At 51.4% G+C, this 19,717-nt stretch carries 18 protein-coding genes and 1 tRNA gene; 10 read left to right on the top strand and 9 right to left on the bottom strand.

Annotated features, from left to right (window positions below; genetic code table 11):
• Window positions 1–68: 68 nt before the first annotated feature.
• From ACYVUU_RS00710 to ACYVUU_RS00690, 5 genes are all read left to right on the top strand, one after another.
• Window positions 69–141: transfer RNA gene (locus ACYVUU_RS00710), tRNA-Lys, on the top strand.
• A gap of 60 nt (window positions 142–201) precedes the next feature.
• Complete coding sequence (locus ACYVUU_RS00705) at window positions 202–978, top strand: lysophospholipid acyltransferase family protein (RefSeq protein ID WP_484499654.1); 777 nt, start codon at window positions 202–204, stop codon at window positions 976–978.
• 31 nt (window positions 979–1,009) lie between these two features.
• Entirely contained in the window at window positions 1,010–1,834 is an 825-nt protein-coding gene (locus ACYVUU_RS00700; protein ID WP_484499653.1) for a glycosyltransferase, read from the top strand.
• 35 nt (window positions 1,835–1,869) lie between these two features.
• Entirely contained in the window at window positions 1,870–2,817 is a 948-nt protein-coding gene (locus ACYVUU_RS00695) for a glycosyltransferase family 8 protein (RefSeq protein WP_484499652.1), read from the top strand.
• 18 nt (window positions 2,818–2,835) lie between these two features.
• Window positions 2,836–3,699, top strand: coding sequence for a lysophospholipid acyltransferase family protein (locus ACYVUU_RS00690; protein WP_484499651.1), 864 nt, complete (start codon window positions 2,836–2,838; stop codon window positions 3,697–3,699).
• A 67-nt stretch (window positions 3,700–3,766) separates the two neighbouring features.
• Here the strand turns inward: ACYVUU_RS00690 and ACYVUU_RS00685 are convergent, their stop codons facing one another.
• The 5 genes from ACYVUU_RS00685 to ACYVUU_RS00665 all read right to left on the bottom strand — a co-directional run bounded on the left by ACYVUU_RS00685 (window position 3,767) and on the right by ACYVUU_RS00665 (window position 9,185).
• A complete protein-coding gene (locus ACYVUU_RS00685; RefSeq protein WP_484499650.1) occupies window positions 3,767–4,234 on the bottom strand; it encodes a hypothetical protein in 468 nt (155 codons plus the stop codon).
• 38 nt (window positions 4,235–4,272) lie between these two features.
• The gene (locus ACYVUU_RS00680) at window positions 4,273–5,181 is read right to left on the bottom strand and encodes an alpha/beta hydrolase (RefSeq protein ID WP_484499649.1); all 909 of its coding nucleotides are present in this window, start codon (window positions 5,179–5,181) and stop codon (window positions 4,273–4,275) included.
• A gap of 63 nt (window positions 5,182–5,244) precedes the next feature.
• Window positions 5,245–5,994, bottom strand: coding sequence for an alpha/beta hydrolase (locus ACYVUU_RS00675; RefSeq protein ID WP_484499648.1), 750 nt, complete (start codon window positions 5,992–5,994; stop codon window positions 5,245–5,247).
• An 18-nt stretch (window positions 5,995–6,012) separates the two neighbouring features.
• Window positions 6,013–7,254 carry an MFS transporter gene (locus ACYVUU_RS00670; RefSeq protein ID WP_484499647.1) on the bottom strand — a complete coding sequence of 414 codons (1,242 nt, stop codon included), beginning with the start codon at window positions 7,252–7,254 and terminating at the stop codon, window positions 6,013–6,015.
• A gap of 50 nt (window positions 7,255–7,304) precedes the next feature.
• Window positions 7,305–9,185 carry a flavocytochrome c gene (locus ACYVUU_RS00665; RefSeq protein ID WP_484500877.1) on the bottom strand — a complete coding sequence of 627 codons (1,881 nt, stop codon included), beginning with the start codon at window positions 9,183–9,185 and terminating at the stop codon, window positions 7,305–7,307.
• 180 nt (window positions 9,186–9,365) lie between these two features.
• Here ACYVUU_RS00665 and ACYVUU_RS00660 point away from each other — a divergent pair, with 180 nt between their 5' ends.
• Together ACYVUU_RS00660 and ACYVUU_RS00655 are read left to right on the top strand one after the other, a co-directional pair.
• Window positions 9,366–10,292 (top strand): LysR family transcriptional regulator, encoded by a 927-nt coding sequence (locus ACYVUU_RS00660; RefSeq protein WP_484499646.1) that lies wholly within the window; start codon window positions 9,366–9,368, stop codon window positions 10,290–10,292.
• A 120-nt stretch (window positions 10,293–10,412) separates the two neighbouring features.
• Window positions 10,413–10,652, top strand: coding sequence for a hypothetical protein (locus ACYVUU_RS00655; protein ID WP_484499645.1), 240 nt, complete (start codon window positions 10,413–10,415; stop codon window positions 10,650–10,652).
• 39 nt (window positions 10,653–10,691) lie between these two features.
• On the opposite strand, the gene ACYVUU_RS00650 is transcribed toward ACYVUU_RS00655, so the two are convergent.
• Window positions 10,692–11,624 carry a shikimate dehydrogenase gene (locus tag ACYVUU_RS00650; RefSeq protein WP_484499644.1) on the bottom strand — a complete coding sequence of 311 codons (933 nt, stop codon included), beginning with the start codon at window positions 11,622–11,624 and terminating at the stop codon, window positions 10,692–10,694.
• A 223-nt stretch (window positions 11,625–11,847) separates the two neighbouring features.
• Between ACYVUU_RS00650 and ACYVUU_RS00645 the strand changes: the two genes are divergently transcribed.
• The 3 genes from ACYVUU_RS00645 (at window position 11,848) to ACYVUU_RS00635 (ending at window position 16,497) form a co-directional block, all read left to right on the top strand.
• Entirely contained in the window at window positions 11,848–12,684 is an 837-nt protein-coding gene (locus ACYVUU_RS00645) for a PRD domain-containing protein (protein ID WP_439774695.1), read from the top strand.
• Window positions 12,685–12,989: 305 nt separating this feature from the next.
• Entirely contained in the window at window positions 12,990–14,876 is a 1,887-nt protein-coding gene (locus ACYVUU_RS00640; protein ID WP_484499643.1) for a beta-glucoside-specific PTS transporter subunit IIABC, read from the top strand.
• Window positions 14,877–15,009: 133 nt separating this feature from the next.
• Window positions 15,010–16,497: a glycoside hydrolase family 1 protein gene (locus tag ACYVUU_RS00635; protein ID WP_484499642.1), complete on the top strand. Its 1,488-nt coding sequence runs from the start codon at window positions 15,010–15,012 to the stop codon at window positions 16,495–16,497.
• Between the two features lie 82 nt (window positions 16,498–16,579).
• On the opposite strand, the gene aroD is transcribed toward ACYVUU_RS00635, so the two are convergent.
• From aroD to ACYVUU_RS00620, 3 genes are all read right to left on the bottom strand, one after another.
• Window positions 16,580–17,338, bottom strand: a complete 759-nt coding sequence (aroD, locus tag ACYVUU_RS00630; RefSeq protein WP_412136795.1) for a type I 3-dehydroquinate dehydratase — start codon at window positions 17,336–17,338, stop codon at window positions 16,580–16,582.
• Window positions 17,339–17,373: 35 nt separating this feature from the next.
• Window positions 17,374–18,594 (bottom strand): MFS transporter, encoded by a 1,221-nt coding sequence (locus ACYVUU_RS00625; RefSeq protein WP_484499641.1) that lies wholly within the window; start codon window positions 18,592–18,594, stop codon window positions 17,374–17,376.
• A gap of 102 nt (window positions 18,595–18,696) precedes the next feature.
• On the bottom strand, window positions 18,697–19,632 hold the full coding sequence (locus ACYVUU_RS00620; RefSeq protein WP_484499640.1) for a shikimate dehydrogenase: 936 nt from the start codon (window positions 19,630–19,632) through the stop codon (window positions 18,697–18,699).
• Window positions 19,633–19,717 lie beyond the last annotated feature (85 nt).

The raw sequence follows: 19,717 nt of genomic DNA, 5'->3' as shown, positions 1-19,717 counted from the left end.
ACAATTAATGTAAAAAAGGAGATTGCTTTTGCTGAGATTTATGGCATAATAAAAGTGTTGGTTGACACGGGTCGTTAGCTCAGCTGGCAGAGCACCGGACTCTTAATCCGGGTGTCCAGGGTTCGATCCCCTGACGACCCATCATCCCTAAGCACTGCACTCGCAGTGCTTTTTTTATTTTACAGCAAGCGGGGACTTTTTATGAGTAAAAAGACTTACTACTACCACAGCGAAAGCGAGGACCTGGTCAGTTCTGCCCAGCAGGACTTCCAACTCCCAGACGACTATCAGGTCTTCCGGAAGGGATTTGGCTGGCGAATCTGGAATGGTTTAGTCCGCAGCCTGGCCTGCGCCTTTGCCTGGCTCTACTCCCGCCTCTTTTTATTGGTCAGAGTCAAAGGCAAGGAAAAATTGCGCCCCTTTAAAAAGCAGGGCTACTTTGTCTACGGCAACCACACCCAGATGCTGGGTGACCCCTTCACCCCCATGACCATCGTCAACCCCTACCGCTACTATGCCCTGGCTGCCCAGGCCAACTGGGGTATTCCTTTTTTAGGCAAGTACGTAATTCCCGTGGCCGGCCTGCCGGTCGGGAAAAACATCAAGCAGTCCATCAGCCTGCTCAAGGACGTCAAGTACGCCTATGAAGAAAAGAAGGCGGCTATCGTCATCTACCCGGAAGCCCACCTTTGGCCCTACTACACCAAGATCCGCCCCTTCCCGGCGACCAGCTTCAACTTCCCGGTCAGCTTAAAGGCCCCGGCTTTTGCCATGACGACCACCTACCAGCCCTGCCGCTGGAGAAAACGGCCGAAAATCACGGTCTACATCGACGGTCCCTTTTACCCGGACAAGAATTTGGGCAAGAAGGCGGCCCAGGAAAAGCTGCATGATGAAATTGCTCAAAGCATGCGGGAGCGGGCAAAACTGAGCACTTGCGAGTATTGCTCGTATGTTAAAATTGACAGTAGGAAATAGGATTTTTTCTACTAAAAAAGGAGGCAGAATCATGAACTTTCTTTTTTGCGGTGACCACAACGCTGAAAGAGGCGTGCTGATTGCCGTTTTATCACTGCTGAAAGCCGAGCGCGGCGAGGAAATTCACGTCTACATCCTGACCATGAAGGCCCACAGCAAACACCGGTCCTTTAAGCCCTTCAGCCAGCACGCGGCTGACTTCATCCGTTCTCTCATCGTGGCTGACAATCCTAACAGCAGCCTGGAACTGATCGACTGCACCGAAAACTTCATCAAGGAGCCGCCGACGGCCAACATGGGCACCCGCTTCACCCCATATGCCATGCTCCGGCTTTTTGCCGACGAGCTGCCGCAGATTCCCGACCGCATCCTCTACCTGGATGACGACGTGATCATCCGCCGGCCGGTTGACCAGTTCTACACTCAGGACTTGGCCGGGACGGAACTGGTTGGGGTTCTGGACTACTTCGGCCGCTTCTTCTTCCACAATCAAAAGAAGCTTTTTGACTATCTAAATTCCGGGGTCCTCCTTTTGAACATGCCGGAAATCAAGCGGACTGGCCTCTTTAAACGTGTCCGGCACTTGATGCAGGTCCAGAAAATGTTCCTGCCTGACCAGACGGCCATCAACAAATTGGCCAAGGAAAAGCGGATTGCCCCGCGCAAGTACAATGAGCAATACGCCCTCCAGGACGACACGGTCATCCAGCACTTTACCACCAGCTTCCGCTTCTTCCCTTACTTCAGAACCCAGACGGTCAAGCCTTGGGACGTGAAACGGGTCCACAGCGTGCTCAACCTGCACGAATATGACGACCTGCTCAATGAATACCTGCAGCTGAAGGACCAGCTGTAAGACAAAAAGAGCAAGACTGCTTTCGGAGGAAAGAAATGACGATTCCAATTTTTTACACCATCAGCGACGACTTTACCCCCTACCTGGCCGTATCTTTGAGCTCTTTGGCGAAAAACGCCGGAAGTCAAAACGACTACACAATCATCATCCTGCACCAGGGGTTGAGCCCAGCCAACCAGCAAGCCCTGGCTGCTTTTGAAAAAGACAATGTCAAGATCATCTTCCGGCAGCTGGATGACCAGCTTTTTGCCCAAATCCAAAATAAAAAAGGCAACTATCTCCGGGCTGACTTCTTTACCCTGTCGATCTTCTACCGCCTTTTCATCCCGGACCTCTTCCCCGAATACGACAAGGCTGTTTATATCGATGCTGACACGGTCGTGAACGCCGACATCGCCGGCCTCTACCAGACGGAATTGGGAAACAACCTGGTCGCTGCCTGCCATGACCAGTCGGTCCACTACATTGAGCCCTTGCAGACCTACATCAGAGACTGCCTGGGGATCGATCCGGACAAATACGTCAACTCCGGCGTTTTGGTCATGAACTGCCAGGCCATGCGGGAAGAAGGCTTTTTAGACAAGTTCCTGCAGCTACTGTCGACCTACCAGTTCAACTCGATCGCCCCTGACCAGGACTACTTAAACGAGATCTGCTCTGGCCGGATCAAATTGCTGGACCCACGCTGGGACGCCATGCCTAACGACTTTGACCAGGAAATGGCCGGCCCTTACTTGATCCACTACAACCTCTTCTACAAGCCTTGGCACTTTGAAGAAGTCAAGTACGGCAGCTACTTCTGGCAGGCTGCAAAAGAGACGCCTTTTTACGAAGAATTGCAAAAGCAGCTGGCTGCTTTCAGCGACCAGGACCGGAAGGACGAACTGGCCAAGATGCAGGGCATGGTCGACATGGTCGGCCAGATTTTGCAGGATCCGCAAAACTGGTTCCACGTGAAACAGAAAGTCAAGGTTACCCTGTAAGGAACTAAGGAGAATAAGATGATTATCGGTGACAAGCGCCTGGACGTGATTCACAATATCAAGCAGGCCGCGAACGAACGGAACTTTACCGCCAAGACAGAAATCGGCGATCCAATGATGACCAGCGAGGAAAAGCTGGCTCTGGTGGAAGACTTTTGGCAAAAGCAAGACAAGGTCAAGACAAAATTTGACGGGGCCGTGGGCCACGAGCTGCTGCAGGCTTTGACCAAGACGATTTCTGGTTCAACCAAGGTAACTGGTATAGATAAGCTGAGTGGCCTGCCAAAAGGCGGGGCCATCGTGACCGCCAACCACTTCAACCAGATCGACGCTTTGGCTGTTAACCGCCTGGCTCAAAAGGCCCACCGGCGGATGGACATCGTGATTGAGGAGACCAACTTGAAGCTGCCGGGCTTCTTCTCCTACATCATGAACAATATGGGTTCAATTCCTTTGACCCAGAGTCCCAACTACCTGGGCCGGGAATTCATCCAGCACTTGAACCACGCCTTTAATCAGGATCACTGGGTCCTGATCTTCCCGGAGCAGGAGATGTGGTGGAACTACCGCAAGCCCCGCAAGCCGCAGCGCGGAGCCTACTACTTCGCGGCCAAGTGCAACGTGCCGGTGATTTCGACTTTTGTGGAAATCCAGGACCTGCCAAAATTGGAAAAGAAGAACGAGCACTTCTACCAGACCCGGTACACCGTACATGTTCTGGACGTGCTTTACCCGGACCCGACCAAGACGGCCAGCGAGAATGCCAGCCGCTTGATGGAAGAAGATTACAAGCTGAAGGTCCAGGCCTACGAAAGAATCTACAAGAAGAAACTGGACTATGACTTCACCAGCTGGGATATTGCCGGCTGGCGGGGAGAATAATTTTTGCCAGAGACAAAAAGATCATGAAGGAAAATTGCTCCTTCATGATCTTATTTTTTATTGGCAATTACTTGACGTATTTTTCCGCAACTTTCTTGCCCAGCCAGACAGCCGCGAAAGAAGCGATGTAGGATACGATGAAGCATGGGATCCAGGCTTCCTTGCAGCCGTTAAGGTAGGCGGTCATCCGCGCTGCCTTAGGGATAGACTCGTTGTAAAAAATGCTGGCACCAGTACAGATAAAGGTGTTGAGCGTGTTCAAAACGGCGGAAGGGATAATCCCTTGGACCAGCTTGAAGGCAACCGTGCCTTCTTTTAAGTGGAAGAGGCCGGCAAACCAGTCACCCCAGGCGTTGTAAGGGATGAACAAGCTGAAGAAAAAGACAATCAAGTTGATTTCCGCAGTCAATTCAAACAGGTTAACCCAGTTGAATGGCAGGTGGTTCAAGATGATGATAAAGATGGCCATCACCAGGCCCATGAACATGGACAATACAGAAGTCAAAATGGTGCCAAAGTGGCTTTTGTAGAACATAGTATTACTCCGATCCTAAAATATTTTTTGTGTCTGTTTTACAACAGGTGGTACAAGTTATTCTCACTGAGCCAGCCCAAGTAGAGTTTTGTCCAAGAAGCAGCTTGCGGGTCGCTAAGAGAATGATCTGGCCGGCCATCAGTCCGCTTGTCTGCCAAGGACATTCCGTGATTGCCCTTTTGATACATATGGAACTCAAACGGAACTTTATTTTTGGCTAGGTCACCGGCAAAGTTAATCGCATCCCCAACATGACAGTTTAAATCTTCCGTCGTTCCCCAAATGAAGGTCCGCGGAAACTGGCTGGTCACTGCCTGATCCAAGTTGATCATGGCAATTCTTTCAGCTGACTGGTCCAAGCCAGTTGCCGCGTAATTGATCAAGTCCACGCTAACCTTGACCTTGTTCAAAACTGCAATATTATGATTATTCAAATCGACCATCTTGATAGCCGGGTAGCAAAGGCCTACTGAATCTGGCCGCATCTGTTCTGCTTTCAAGCCTGTCAGCTTGGCCAGCCAAGGAGTCTGCCAGTAGGCAGCCAGCTGAGCCGTTAAGTTACCACCGGCTGAAAAGCCAATCACATTTATGCTTTCCGGATCGAGTTGCCATTCTTCAGCATGTCTTCTGACTTCAGCAACCAGCTTTGCCAAGTCAATCAAGGGATTGGGAAATGCACTGACTGGATCGCGGCTATAGTCATGATTTCCATCAAAAAATTCTGCTCCCTCAGTCGCGTAGTCAAAAATGGCACATGAGAAACCTGTGCTGATGAACTCAAAGGCGATTGGTTCTCTCTCCCGCCAGGCCGTGTAGCAGTAAGCCCCGCCCGGCACGATGATTAGGAAAGGCGCTTTGCGTTTTTCATCAACTGACGCGTCGGCTTCTTGGATGTAGTAACTGGCCTTGGCGCCCCGGTCGCCGATTTTTTTAGTAAAAATTTTCATTGCTCTCACCCATTTTTTCAAAAATAATAGGCTGCCAAACAGCAGCCTACATAATTCAAAGGATTAATCAGTCAAAAAGTTCAAAACGCGATCATAGACTTCATCGCGGTTTTGGTGCAAGCCGTGGTCGCTGCCCGAGATCAAGTGGAATTCGCAGTTATCATAGATGGCCTGGTAGTGACGGCCTGCGTAGTTATTGACGATCTTGTCATCTTCGCCGTGCAGAACCAGGACTGGTCCGCGGTAGGCAGCCGCGGTGTTATAAATGTTGATGAACTTGGCGGTTCTGAAGTACCAGCCGTTAAGCTTGAAGTCGCCAAAGTCCAGCTTGTCCGGTACGACGTTAGGGTCATACTCTTCACCCATGCAGGTGCCGATTCTTGCATCGTCAACCAGGGTTGCGGCCGGTGACATCAGCACCAGCTTGGAGATCTTATCGGCGTAAAAGCCGGCCATCATTGATGACAAAACCGCGCCTTGGGAGTGGCCGATCAGGTAGATCTTCTTGATGCCCTTCAAGCCCGAAACATACTTCATGACTGCTTCGTAGTCTTCCAGTTCGTTGAAGATCGACATATTGTCCAGAGGACCTTCGCTTAAGCCGTGGCCGTTGAAGTCAAAGCGGACCGTAGCCAGGCCCTTTTCCTGCAGCTTTTCCGCAATCACTGGCAGCAAATCGTTGACCTTCGGGTCCATCATGCCCACAAAACCGTAAGCCAGGATGGCCAGGTCGTATTCTTCACTGTCTGGAATTGATACCTTAGCGGCCAACTTGAGGCCGTCCCGCATGATCGTTACGTCTTTTTCACTCATTTTTTTATTCTCCTGTTCTTAGCTTTCCAAGTTGGTAATGTTCTTTTTTGCCCGCTTGTTTTGGCTGATGCGAACGATGATGCCGAAGACAACCCCAATAACTGCGATGACCATGTTCATCAGCAGGATTACTCTAGGAGCGTTGCTGCCGGCAGTTGCGGTGATTGAACCGCAAGCCCGGATAACCAGCCAGTTGGACAAAGCGTTGCCCAAGCCGACGATTGAGATGGCAGTGGCCTTGTGAGCTGGGTAAAGGCCAGCCAGCAATGCGACTGCCAGCTGCATCAAACCACCGGCTGCAAACCAACCCATGATTGCGGCCAAAACATACAGAAGCGGACCGCTTTGTACAAAGTAGGACAAGAGCAGGCCAGCGGCACAAACTGCCGGGTAGACAATCAAAATCGTTGATTCACGGACACCCTTAGCCACCATTGCTGAAGTAGTCAAAACTGAGACCAGAGAGGCAATTGCGTAAACTGATTGCAGCATCGCCGGGTTAGATAAGCCGTACAGCTTGCCCAGTTCTTGATTGGTGTTGGTCCACACCATAAAGACAGCAGTAGTACTGAAACCCATCAGCCCCAAAATTACAGCTTCCAGAGTTACTTTCATCTTTGGCTTGGCAACATCTGCCGAAGCAATTTGCTCAGCAGCAGCTTGCTTGTCACCACCAACTTCCGGAAATGGCAGGAAAAAGCAAGCTACGCCAATCACTGCATAAACAATTGCAATGCCCCAGAAAGCAACTTGGAAAGGAATATGTTGGGCGTTAAAAGCAACAATGACGAATGGCAGAATGAATTGCCCGAAGCTGACAAAGAATTTTGTCAAAACAGTCAGCATTGACCGCTTATCTGGGTAAGCGTCCTGCATTGATGGGGTCAAGCCAGCATTCATGAATGAGTTGCCGATCCCGCCAATCAAAGAGCAGACGTACGCTACTGTTACGTTAGGTGCCAGCATGAAACCGGCAAAGTTGATGACCGTGCACAGGCAAGCCATGATAGCCGCAAACCGGCGACCAAACTTGTCGGAAATCGGGCCTGCCAGAGTACCAATGATCCCCCCGACCCCAACAGCCGAGCTTACCGAGAGTACTGCGGCGATATTGCCTTTCTGGCCCCAAAGTGCGGCCAGTTGTGGCTTGTATTGAGCGGAGATTGACATGATAATCCCGCACATTAAAAACGTGGTGTAAACGGCTACGGCCGTGGACAAATAGCTGCGCTTTTTGCCACTTGTTACAGTTGCATCCAACTTTCTTCTCCTAAAAAATAATCGTATTTTTATTACTTTTTACTCGTTTATTAGTGCTGGGATGCCCCGCTGACCGCGTCAGCCGCTGGAGCTTCTTCGTTGGCCGTGTCGGCAGCGATCCGGCCAAAGGTAAAGATGTCAGCCAGGGAGTTCCCGCCCAAACGGTTGCCGGCGTGCAGGCCGCCCGCGTTTTCACCAGCTGAGTACAAGCCCGCGATGACGTGGCCTTCTTCGTCCAATACGTGGGCTTTGGTATCGATGACCAGACCGCCCATAGTGTGGTGGATGGCCGGCTTCCGCGGAGTTGCGTAGAATGGTGCGACTTCGCACTTCAGGTGGAAGGCGCTCTTGCCGAATTCCGGGTCGTGGCCGGCATCAACGTAAGAGTTGTACTTCTTGATAGTGTCGGTCAATACTGCTGGGTCCATCCCCACCTTTTCAGCCAGTTCTTCCAGAGTATCAGCTCTGAACAAAGTGCCGGCTTCAACTTGTGCGTCGATTGATTCTTGCGTGGTGTTGTAGGCCGTTTCCTTGATCTTGTCGTCGGCAATCAGGTAGAAGAGGCCACCGTTGTCGATCGCTGCCTTGGCCAGAGTGTCACGTTCCGCAAATTCGTTAACGAAGCGTTTACCCTTTTGGTTGACCATGATGAAGTTTTCTGGCGGAGTTTGCAAGCCAGTGAAAAGTTCCCCGGTTACCGGGTCAGAAACTGGCATGAGTTGAATGAAGCCCATCCCAGTCAAAGCAGCACCTGCTTCTTGGCCCAGAGCGATACCGTCACCGGTGATGGCTGGTGAGTTGGTCGTGGCGATGTCGTCAGCAATTTCACTCCAGTAAGTGTTGTACTTTTGCACCATCTTGGTGTTGGCACCGAAGCCGCCGGCAGTCAAAATCACGCTCTTGGCGTGGACAGTTACCTTGGAGCCGTCAGTCTTTTCGGCAATCACGCCGGTAACCTTGCCGCCTTCAATGATCAAGTGCTTGGCCCGGGTTTCAGTCAAAACGGTTGCCCCATGTGCCTTGACCCAGTCGCCCAAAACGTGGATGAAGGCAAAGCCCATTGGTTCAACCGGCTTGTGGCCTCTGCGCCATAAAGCACCAACTGGCATGGTTACGTCGCTGCGGTCAAACTTCACGCCCAAGTCGGTCAGCCAGTTGACTGAGTCCAGGACATTGTTGACCAAGGTCGTTACCAGTTCGTACTTGCCGTGGATTTCGTTGCCCTTCAGGTCTACCCGCTTGCCGCCGAGGTAGGTTTGAATTTCGTGCAAAAGAACTGAGTCAAAGAGGTAGTCTTCACCTGAGTCAAGGTAAGCCTTGATTTGGTCACGCAGCTTTTCGAAGTCTTCCACGTATTCTGGGTCGATTTCGCTGGTTGGCGTTTCAGCCAGTTCCTGTAAGGTTTCCTTTTCACCAGGCAGAGCCTTGAAGCCCTTTTGCCATTCAGGTTCAGCCGCGTTCATTGGACCACCGGCCCGGGCAGTGTTGCCGCCCAGTTGCGGGAACTTTTCCAGAATAACAACTTTCTTATCATGTTGCAGAGACCGGGTAGCAGCGGCCAGACCAGCCCCGCCAGCACCGATGACAACCACGTCAGTGTCGTATTCTTCATCCTTGGCTGCTGAAGAAGCTGGCTTGTCGCGCTTCTTCCATTCTTCAGCATCCCCGCCGGCTTCATTGATCGCTTCGGCGACCCCGTCGATCACCCCTTGTGAGGAGATTGAAGCCCCGGAAACGGCGTCGACGTTCAAGGTTTGCCCGTCGATGATGGCCTTTGGCAGGCGCTTGAAGACTTCATCAGCGATCCCGCTGGTTTCTCCGGCTGAGTCAACCGTGATGTCCGCCACCTTGTCGTTTTCAATAGTGACTTCCATTGGCATGAATGATGAGCCGTGGCCTTTGGCCTTAACCTTGTAGGTACCTGATTTCATTGACATGATTTTTGCTCCTTTGTTTATATTTTTATCAGCTTGTTAGCGTTTTCTTTACTTGATAAGTCAATTCTAATATTTTCCCGATAAAAAATGAACGACTTTTAATATTATCAACCGATAACATCTGTGTTATCGTAAAAACAAGACTTTTTTAGCAAAAAATGGAGACAAAAGAAAATGAACGATCCCGACATCATGCTCAACTACCTGGAAGTCCTGCTCAAGGAAAGCAACTTCACCCGGGCTGCCGAAAACCTCTACATTTCCCAGCCCTACCTGACCCAGCTGATCAAGCGGGTGGAAAAGAAGCTGGGAACCACCATCATCAACCGGGACAAGGTTCCCTTTACCCTGACTGAATCCGGCCAGATCTACTACCAGTACCTGGAAAACATTTCTGCCCAGCGCCACCAGCTGGCCAACGCCCTGGAGCGCTTCAGCAACCACAAGGAAGAAGTCATCCGGATCGCCATTCTGGAAAGCCTGGGCACCTTCCTTTTGCCTAAAATCCTGCCCGCCTTCTTGGACAAGCACCCCCAGGTCAAGATCCAGATCGCTGAAGGCTTCCCCCACACCAGCGAAGACCGGCTCTTGGGCGGGGACGTCGACTGCTATATGGGGCAAACGCCGGAAACTGTCGCGCAAGGAATTGACACTTATATCAATGGCGGGGAGGTCTACTATATTGTGATCCCGGAAAATTCCAAATACTATCTCAAGGACCGCTTCATCCTCGATCCAGCTGATTATGATCCCAAAGAGCTGCTCCAGCAGCCTTTTGTCTTAAGCAACGGCGAATCCGCCATCCGCCACCAGGTCAATGGGCTCTTTCATTATTTCCGCGTCCGGCCAAATGTCCGGATGACCTCCAACAGCGTCATCACCGCCACCAACCTGGCTGTCAATGGGGTCGGCTTTACGGTCTCCTCAGCCAGCATCTTGAAGCGGCTGGAGCACCTGCCAATCAACCTCTACCCCCTTGATCCCAAGCAGATCAAGCTGACCTATTTTATCGGCGTCCGCCGCGGGGCTGACCTCTCGCCAGCCTTAAAGGACCTGGTCGAGGCCTTCCAAGCGGCCGAGCTGCAGGAAGAGATCAGCTAATTCAAATATTTTTTGGAGAAAATAAAACCCTCTACCCCGTGCTCACGCTGGTGGTATACTACGGGAAAGAAGGCTTTTGACGAGTTAATCAAGGAATTGGAAAAAAGAGATGAGAACGAGGTGACCACCATAACTGAAGTAATGCCACAATTTATCCAGGTCAAGCTTGACCAGGCCAAGAAGGAAACGACTGAGGAAGTAACTAAAGAAGTTACTAAAGAAACGACCGAGAAGGTGACGCAAGACTACTTGCGCAACATTCTGAACACCACCAACTTAACTCCAGATGGAGCCATGGACCTGCTGGGCATCCCCGAGGCAGACCGGCCGATGTACAAGGACCTGCTCAAGAAAAAATAAGCAGCAAAAAAGCGGACAAGTTTAACTTGTCCGCTTTTCTTACGCCTTAGCGACGATTTCCTTGATGTAGTCAACCGGCATCTCCTTGCCAGTCCAGAGCTTGAAGGACTCTGCTCCCTGGCCGACCACCATGCCCAGACCGTTATAGATGTGCTTAACGCCGGCCTCTTTGGCGATCCGCATCAGTTTGGTTTCCCGCGGTTCATAAACCGTGTCGCTGACAACCATGTCCTCATGCAGCCAGGATGGATCTTCCACCAGTGACAGGTCGTCCAGCGGCGGCATCCCTACCCCGGTCGCGTCGCAATAGATCCCAGATTCCGCGATCGACTGCTTGAAAGCTTCCTTGTCTTCCATCGGGTTCAAGCTGCAGACACAGTCAGTCGCCTCATTAATCGCGGCTACCTTGCCTTTGGCCGGTTCCCAGTTGCGGTCGTGGATATTAAAAATTCTGATTTCCTTGGCTCCGCCCATAGCCGCGGCTACAGCAATCGGGATCGCCGCCCCGCCGGCACCAGCTAAAGTCATAACCTGCCCCTTCACGTCCTGGCCGTCTTCTTGCAAAGACCGCAGCCAGCCTGTCCCGTCAGTGGTATAGCCCGTCAAAAAGCCATGGTCATTGACCACCGTGTTGACCGCCCCGCAGATTTTTGCTGCCGGATCCAGCTTGTCCAGGTAGGGGATGATTGCCTGCTTGTTTGGCATAGATACATTGGCTCCCCGCATGTCCAAAGTCCGCAGAGCCTTGACCGCGTCCTCAATCCGGTCCGGCCCGATCTCAAAGCAGAGATAGGCCCCATTCAAGCCCAGCTTAGCCATGGCATTGTTGTGCATGGTCGGTGAAACTGAGTGTCTGATTGGATTCGCGAACAGGCCCAACAAGATGGTGTGCCCGTCCAGCCAGCCGGTTACTGGTCCGGTAATCCCGTTGATTTTTACCGGTAAAATGTCATTGCTTCTTTCGTCAGTCATCTTTTCAGTCCTTTGTTTTTATCTCTAAAAAATATGCTAGCGCTTGCCACTCTATAAAGAAAGGCAATCTGCCACTTTTATCAATCTATTTTTTCTATTGTTTTACCAATAATTTCAAAAATACCCACTAAACTCTCTATGTAAAAAGCGGATTGACAAATTATCTCTGTTAACGCTAACATTGAATAATGACGCGATTATGATTTGTTAACGAGGACTTGCTATGGAATTTATCAAAAACTACAACAACAACGCTGCCCTTGTCAAAGACTCAGCTGGCAAAGACTGGGTCGTCATTGGCAAGGGGATTGGCTTTGGGCTTAAACCAGGGATGCCTGTCGATGAAAGCAAAATCGAACGCCGCTTTAAAGCTCAAGACGAAATCGACCAGGTCGAACCGGACATCGTCAAGGGCATTGATCCCCAGTCCTTTGCCGCCACTGACCAGGTCTGCGAAATGCTGGAAAGCAAGTACGGCATCTCCTTTACCGGCTACCAGTACTTTGCCCTGGCTGACCACATCGACTTCATGATCAAGCGGACCCTGGACGGAGCGGAACTCAACCCCATGAGCGGCAGCTGGGAAACCAAGACCCTCTTTCCAAAAGAATACGCCGCGGCTAAAGAAGCCCTAAAGATCATCTCTGACACTGTCCACCTAACCTTCGACTGTTCTGAAGCCGTATCTTTAACCTACCACTTCATCAATGCCGAATCCGACGGTTCCAAACTGCAAGACACCATGCGGATGACCCGCTACTTGGGCGGGATTGTCAATATTGTCCAATACCAATACGGGATCACCCTGGATACCGACAGCTTCAATTACGAGCGCTTCATTACCCACCTCCGGGCCCTGATCATCCGCCACTTGACCGGCAAGGAAAATAGCGCCGAACTGGACCCAGCCCTCCTGCAGCTGATGGTTGCCAAGTACCCAAAGGAAAAAGACACCGTCGACCGGATTGCCCAGTATCTCAAGCGGGAAGATGACTGGACCCTGTCAGCCGATGACCAGACCTACTTGATTCTTCACATCTGGCGGGTGACTCACCGCTAAAAAATAAAAAATTCCGCATTTTCTGTTGACAGCGCTTTTATGAAGCGCTATCATGACAAATGTCTTAAGCGTGTTACTGTTAAATCAGGCATGAACCTATCACGAAATCAGCCGCTGGCAATATCATTTGTCAGTCTTACTTGATTTACCGATAGGTTCTTTTTTTCGCTTAAACCAGGTGTGTTACTAGTTCGACTAGGCATGAACCCGCAAGCTTATACAGGACTCTTTCTATCTTTTCCACGTGAAGAATCCTGGCTTGCGGGTTTTTATTTTGACAAATTGTAAAAGTGAGGATAACGATTATGGCAAAAAATTACGATGAACTAGCCAAAGACATCGTTGCGCACGTCGGCGGGGAAGAGAACGTCTCCTCCCTCAAGCACTGCGTGACCAGACTGCGCTTTGTGTTAAAAGACGAATCCAAGGCTGATACCGACTACCTGAAGAAGCGCGACGGGGTCATCACCGTTGCTAAAGCCGGCGGCCAATACCAAGTGGTTATCGGCAACGAAGTCGCCGACGTTTACGACGCGGTTCTCAGAAACTCCCACATCAAGGGGGTTGGGGAAGTCGCTGAAGACGACGCGGAAGACGCGCCTAAGGGCAACCTCTTCGACCGCTTCGTCGACTTGATCTCCAGCATCTTCCAGCCTTTCCTGGGCGTCCTCTGTGCCGCCGGTATGCTTAAGGGTCTGACTGCCCTCCTGGCTGCCACTGGGATGGCTTCCACTAACGGTATTTACATCATCTTCAATGCCATGGGCGATGGGATGTTCCAATACCTGCCATTCTTCCTGGCCTTGACTGCTGCCCGGAAGTTCAAGCTTGACCAGTTCACTGGCCTGGCACTGGCTGGGGCTATGCTCTACCCGACCTTGAGCACGACCGTTAAGGCGACTACTACCTTTTTCGGCCTGCCGATCAAGCTGCCGAGCGGCGGCTACTTCCAAACGGTGATTCCAATTATCCTGGCCGTTTGGTTTGCCTCCCTGGTTGAAAAGCGGATGAAGAAATGGATGCCAACTGACATCAAGATGTTCGCTGTTCCATTCTTCACCCTTCTGATCTCAGTACCTTTGTCCATACTCTTGATTGGGCCGGTAGCCAACACCCTGTCAAACTGGGTTGGGGTTGCCTTCCAGGCTATTTACAAGTTCAGCCCGATGCTTTACGGGGCAGTTCTTGGTGGGCTCTGGCAGGTACTGGTTATGTTCGGCCTGCACTGGGGTCTGGTTCCTCTGGCTATCATGGACTTTGCCCAAAAGGGCTGGTCAGTTCTCCTGAACCCGTCAGTTGCCGTCTGCTTCGCCCAAACTGGGGCTTTGGCAGCCATCATGATCAAGACCAAGGAAAAGAAAGTCAAAGAACTCGCTACCCCGGCCTTGATTTCCTCAATCTTCGGGGTTACTGAACCAGCTATCTACGGTGTTACCCTGCCGATGAAGACTCCATTCATCATGACTTGTATCGCTGGTGCCATCCAAGGTATCTACTGCGGTCTGACCAACGTTACCGGCTACGCTATGGGTGGTATGGGGATCTTCGCCTTCCCTTCATACATCAACCCTAAGACTGGTTCATTCGCCAGTGTGATCAACCTGGCTATCTGCGCGGTCATCTCACTGATCCTGGGCTTTGCCTTGACCATGATGACCAAGGTTCCTCGCCTTTACGGGGAAGAAGAAACTACTCAAACTACTGAAGCTGCTCCAGCAGAAGCTCCTTCAGTAACTGTTGCCGGTGAAACTATCCTGGCCCCAGTTGCCGGTGAAGTTTGCCCGCTGAGCGAAGTAAAAGACGAAGTCTTCTCTTCCGGCGCTATGGGCGATGGCATTGCCATCAAGCCAAGCGAAGGGCTCTTGAAGTCACCAGTTGACGGCACGGTCAGCCTGGTCTTCCCAACTGGCCACGCTATTGGCCTGAAGAGCAAGAACGGCGCGGAAATCTTGATCCACATCGGCATGGACACGGTTGAACTTAACGGCGAAGGCTTCGAAGTCCTGGTCTCCAAGGGCCAAGAAGTCAAAGCCGGCCAGCCACTGGTTAAGTTTGACCTGGACGCTATCAAGGCCAAGGGCTACGACTTGACCACGCCAGTCATCATCACCAATTCCAAGTCCTACCATGAAATTGGCGACAGCAAACTTAGCGCGGTTAAGGCCGGCGACCAGCTGCTGGCCCTGTCCTAGCGGCAAAACACTAATACATATTTCTCTCAAAAACGTTCATGGAAAGATTTGCCTCCGGCAAATCTTTTCGTGCATTAAACACAGGTAATATAGCTAGTAAAAATTAAAGCAATAACAGATAAGGAGACAAATCATGGCAAAATTTCCAAAAGACTTCCTTTGGGGCGGGGCCACTGCCGCCAACCAGTATGAAGGCGCCTATTTAGAAGACGGCAAAGGCCTCAGCACGGCCGACGTAATGACCAACGGCTCCCACACTGAAGCCAGAAAGATCACTTGGAAGAACCCGCAGACCGGGGAAAGCGGCTATGTGCCAATGGCCTTTGGCCAGTCAATGACCTTCCCGGAAGGAGCAGAACCGGCTGTTTTGGACGGCTACTACTACCCAAGCCATACGGCAACTGACTTCTACCACCACTACCAGGAAGATATCAAGCTGATGAGTGAGATGGGCTTCAAGTGCTTCCGCCTCTCCATCAACTGGGCCCGGATCTTCCCGAATGGTGACGACACTGAGCCAAACGAAAAGGGCTTGGAATTCTACGAAAAAGTTTTCCAGGAATGCCGCAAGTACGGCATTGAACCTTTGGTGACCCTGTCTCACTACGAAACTCCGCTCAACCTCTCTATCAAGTACAATGGCTGGACCAGCCGCAAGCTAATCGACTTCTTCGTCAACTACGCCAAGACGGTCATGCAGCGCTACAAGGGCCTGGTTAAGTACTACCTGACCTTCAACGAAATCAACATGATGAGCCTCAGCCCTTACATGGCAGCTGGTATTTTGACCGATGATGCCCAAAGCAAGGCCCAAGGCGCCCACAACCAATTCGTGGCCAGCGCTTTGACGGTCAAGGCGGCCCGGGAAATCGACCCGGAAATCAAGGTCGGCCAGATGCTGGCTTACGGCCCGGTCTACGCCTTGACGGCTGACCCGAAGGACCAATTGAAGGCCCTCAAGCAAAGCGACGCTACCCTCTTTTACAGTGACGTCCAGACCGGCGGCCGCTACCCAGACTGGATCTTGAAGAAATACGAAGCTGAAGGGATCAAGCTGGACGATGAAGACAGCGACTACGAGCTCCTGGCCCAGTACCCGGCTGACTTCCTCAGCTTCTCCTGCTACTCTTCATCCGTAACGACTACCCATGAAACTGGCGACACAGCTGGCGGCAACCTGGCTATGGGGGTCAAGAACCCTTACCTTAAGACCAATGACTGGGGCTGGACGATCGACCCTGACGTATTGCGGATCGCCTTGAACCAGCTCTGGGACCGTTACCACAAGCCGCTCTGGATCGTGGAAAACGGCATCGGGGTCAAGGACCAGATCAGTGAAGACGGCAAGATCCACGACCCGGAAAGAATCTCCTACCTGCAGCAGTGCATCTCTTCCATGCGCGACGCCATCAACCTCGATGGCGTTGATCTAATGGGTTACGAAATGTGGGGCTGCATTGACCTGGTTTCCGCCGGGACCGGTGAAATGCGCAAGCGCTACGGCTTTGTCTACGTTGACCGCGATGACAAGGGCGAAGGCAGCCTCAAGCGGATTCCAAAGGACTCCTTCTACTGGTACAAGAAGGTTATCGCCAGTGACGGCGAAGACCTAAGCGACTAAACAATCTCTCCCCACCAAAAAAGCTCCCGTATCGCGAGTGATACGGGAGCTTTATTTTCAAGAAAAGCGTTTCTCTTGGTTATTAGTGCAGTTCCAAGTAATTTTCAGCGTTTCTCAAGTCTTCGATTGACAATTGGCCAGGTGCTGAAGTCTTGCCAACGGCACCGAATGACAGGCAGGAGCCGAAGACTTGGCCGGCAATCCGGCTGACCTTGCCCAAGTCAGCCATTGCCATGGTGATGATTGGCGTTGAGAGTGCCTTGCGGGCGTCGTTAGTAGCGCTTAACAGAGTCAAAACGTCGTCAGCGCTGTGCGGCATGCAGGCCAGTTTTGGCACGTCAGCACCCAATTCAGCCATCTTCTTCAAACGGAATTCGATGACGTCCTTGGCTGGCACCTTTTCAAAGTCGTGGTTGCTCATGATAACTACCACGTTGTAGTTGTGAGCTTGCTTAACCAGGTCCTTGACTCTTTCTTCATCGTGGAAAAGTTCGATGTCGACCGCGTCACCCAAACGGTTGGTTACTACAGTAGCCACCAGGTCCAGGTATTCGTCTTCACCCAGTTCCAGGACGCCGCCTTCGTTCTTGGTTCTGAAAGTAACCAGGATCGGCAGTTCGCCGACTACGTCCCGCAAAGCCTTGGCCGTAGCGATCAGCTTTTCATTGTCCTTGATGCCGGCTTCGTAGTAGTCGATCCGCCATTCCATGATGTCCGGCTTGGCAGCCGCGATTTCCTTGGCGGAAGCCAGAATTTCTTCTTCAGTCACGCCAACGTTTGGCACGGCAATCTTTGGCAGGCCTTCGCCCAAAACAATGTTTCTAACTTTTACAGTAGTCATATTAATACCTTCTGTTTTTTGCTTTTTTAAAAAAATTACTTCTTCAGTGAACCAAACAGGTGCTTGTAACGGATAGCAATGATGGTCGTGTCCACGAAGCCCAGCAGGGCAACGATCACGTCAAAGAACATAACTTCTCTCATCCCTGGCAAAGCGTTGATGACCAAAGGAATAGTGAAGGAAGCGATTGAACCGGCAGTGTAGAAGAAACCAGTAACCGTCCCCTTGCCAGCTGGGAAGAAGTCGGCCATAACCGTCAAGCCCAGCTGCATTACGCCACCAGCGGCAAAGAAACCAACGGCGAAGGCCAGAATGCCCATCAAAACCGCGCTGGCTGGGTATGCCCACATCAAGAAGATGGCGATAAAGGCACCCAAAGTGTAGATTGGCACCAATTGCACTTCCTTGAACTTGCGGCCGATCACTGCAGTAAACAGGACGCAGCAGATTGAACCAAGTGAGTACCAGGAAACCAGGGCGTGGGCAGCGCTGTCGCTCATGTGGCTGATTGACTGCCCGTATTGGGTCAGCATTTGGCTGACCATGTAGAAGGTAGCTTGGGAAATGTAGCCATAAAGGATGAACAGGGTACCGTCCAGCCACTTGTTGGACTTGACTGCCGGCTTGTCGCTGTCAGCAGCTGCTGCTGCTTCAGCTTCTTCAGCCTTCTTTTCTTCAGCTTCAGCAACTGCCTTGGAGTCTGGGAAGGCACCCTTAAGGAAGTAGATGAAGGTGATAACCAGGATGGCAGCTGGAATCACGATTGACCAGCCGTACCATGCGCCGGCACTTGCCAGGCCACTGACGATGAATGGCAAGAGGAACTGAGCACCAGAGATGAAGGCCTTCAAAACAACGTTGGAAGTCCCCTTGGCATCTGGGAAGATTTCCATCAGGGCTGGGTAAGTACCAGTGTCCAGGAAGGAGTTGGCCATCCCGGCGCAGATCCCCAAGATGTAGGCCACAGTCACGCTCTTAGAGAAGAGCAGGCCGACGAAGAAGATCAGGTAGAAGACAATCCCCAGTTGCACGAATGGCTTTCTGCCGAACTTGTCAGACAGGATACCTGAGATCAAAAGGTTGATGATTCTCCCAACCCCCAAAGAGGAGACTACGGCAATGGCGCCGGTCGCGGTCGTGCCCCATTGGTGAGCCAAATTGGTGGCGTTTTGTGAGATGATGATAACGCCCATCCCGTGCACGAAGTAGTTCATGTACAGCATGAAGGCAGTCATCATGTACTTGTTCTTTTTCATGATTTTGTCCTTCCAAAAATACCTTCTGTCGGCGAGTATTCAGCTGCAGAAGGTATTGATTTAAACCAATTTCTATTAAATTTGCAGGTTAAAAATTACAGATTACTTGTTGGCATCCATGATTTCCTGGATGTAGTCGGTTGGCATTTCCTTGCCAGTCCACAGCTTGAAGGCAGCAGCGCCTTGTTCGATCATCATGCCGATCCCGTTGTAGATGTGCTTTACGCCAGCCTTTTCAGCGACTTCCATCAGCTTGGTCTTGCGTGGTGCGTAAACAGTGTCGGAAACAACCATGTCTTCGTGGAACCATGATGGGTCTTCAACCAAAGTCTGGTCTTGCAATGGGTTCATCCCTACGCTGGTAGCGTCGCAGTAGATGTCTGATTCAGCGATTGACTTCTTGAAGTCTTCCTTGTCTTCCAGGTGGTGAACGCTGGCCACGCAGTCAGTTTCCTTGTTGATGGTTTCAACGTTCTTGACTGCTTGTGCCCACTTGTCGTCGTCCTGGTTGAAGATGCGGATTTCCTTGGCGCCTTCCAGAGAAGCAGTAACAGCGATTGGAGTAGCGGCACCGCCGGCACCGGCCAAAGTGATAACCTTGCCCTTAACGTCTTGGCCGTCCTTCTTCAAGGCCCGCAGCCAGCCCATGCCGTCAGTGGTGTAGCCGGTCAAAACGCCGTGTTCGTTGACGATGGTGTTAACGGCGTCACACATTTGTGAAGTCTTGTCCAGCTTGTCCAGGTAAGGGATGACCTTCTTCTTGTTTGGCATTGAGACGTTTGACCCCCGCATGTCCAAGGTCCGGATAGCGTCGATAGCGCCTGGCAGCTTTTCGTTGTCGATTTCAAAGCAAAGGTAAGCCCCGTTCAAGCCCAACTTGGCAAAAGCGTTGTTGTGCATGGTTGGTGACATGGTGTGGCGGATCGGGTAAGCCATCAAGCCGACCAAAATCGTGTGCCCGTCAAGCCAGCCGGTGATTGGGCCGCTTACGCCTTGAATCTTCGTTTCTTCAATCTCGTTGTTTCTTTCGTCTGCCATTTCTGGAATCTCCTTTAAACTTTTAACAAGTTACTTTTTTCTCAATTCACTATTATGTTATCGTTTTCAGCCTTCGTGATAAATA

This window comes from Lactobacillus sp. WILCCON 0058, assembly GCF_057198005.1.
Note: the sequence above shows the minus strand (reverse complement) of the source record. Positions and strands in the feature narration are given on the sequence as shown.

What these genes read in the sequence shown, in the direction of transcription:
- ACYVUU_RS00665 (WP_484500877.1), bottom strand. Translation starts at nt 9,185, where the DNA reads ATGAAATCAGGTACCTACAAGGTTAAGGCCAAAGGCCACGGCTCATCA.
- ACYVUU_RS00625 (WP_484499641.1), bottom strand. Translation starts at nt 18,594, where the DNA reads ATGAAAAAGAACAAGTACATGATGACTGCCTTCATGCTGTACATGAAC.
- ACYVUU_RS00685 (WP_484499650.1), bottom strand. Translation starts at nt 4,234, where the DNA reads ATGTTCTACAAAAGCCACTTTGGCACCATTTTGACTTCTGTATTGTCC.
- ACYVUU_RS00705 (WP_484499654.1), top strand. Translation starts at nt 202, where the DNA reads ATGAGTAAAAAGACTTACTACTACCACAGCGAAAGCGAGGACCTGGTC.
- aroD (WP_412136795.1), bottom strand. Translation starts at nt 17,338, where the DNA reads ATGACTACTGTAAAAGTTAGAAACATTGTTTTGGGCGAAGGCCTGCCA.
- ACYVUU_RS00695 (WP_484499652.1), top strand. Translation starts at nt 1,870, where the DNA reads ATGACGATTCCAATTTTTTACACCATCAGCGACGACTTTACCCCCTAC.
- ACYVUU_RS00645 (WP_439774695.1), top strand. Translation starts at nt 11,848, where the DNA reads ATGGAATTTATCAAAAACTACAACAACAACGCTGCCCTTGTCAAAGAC.
- ACYVUU_RS00640 (WP_484499643.1), top strand. Translation starts at nt 12,990, where the DNA reads ATGGCAAAAAATTACGATGAACTAGCCAAAGACATCGTTGCGCACGTC.
- ACYVUU_RS00680 (WP_484499649.1), bottom strand. Translation starts at nt 5,181, where the DNA reads ATGAAAATTTTTACTAAAAAAATCGGCGACCGGGGCGCCAAGGCCAGT.
- ACYVUU_RS00690 (WP_484499651.1), top strand. Translation starts at nt 2,836, where the DNA reads ATGATTATCGGTGACAAGCGCCTGGACGTGATTCACAATATCAAGCAG.
- ACYVUU_RS00620 (WP_484499640.1), bottom strand. Translation starts at nt 19,632, where the DNA reads ATGGCAGACGAAAGAAACAACGAGATTGAAGAAACGAAGATTCAAGGC.
- ACYVUU_RS00635 (WP_484499642.1), top strand. Translation starts at nt 15,010, where the DNA reads ATGGCAAAATTTCCAAAAGACTTCCTTTGGGGCGGGGCCACTGCCGCC.
- ACYVUU_RS00700 (WP_484499653.1), top strand. Translation starts at nt 1,010, where the DNA reads ATGAACTTTCTTTTTTGCGGTGACCACAACGCTGAAAGAGGCGTGCTG.
- ACYVUU_RS00650 (WP_484499644.1), bottom strand. Translation starts at nt 11,624, where the DNA reads ATGACTGACGAAAGAAGCAATGACATTTTACCGGTAAAAATCAACGGG.
- ACYVUU_RS00675 (WP_484499648.1), bottom strand. Translation starts at nt 5,994, where the DNA reads ATGAGTGAAAAAGACGTAACGATCATGCGGGACGGCCTCAAGTTGGCC.
- ACYVUU_RS00660 (WP_484499646.1), top strand. Translation starts at nt 9,366, where the DNA reads ATGAACGATCCCGACATCATGCTCAACTACCTGGAAGTCCTGCTCAAG.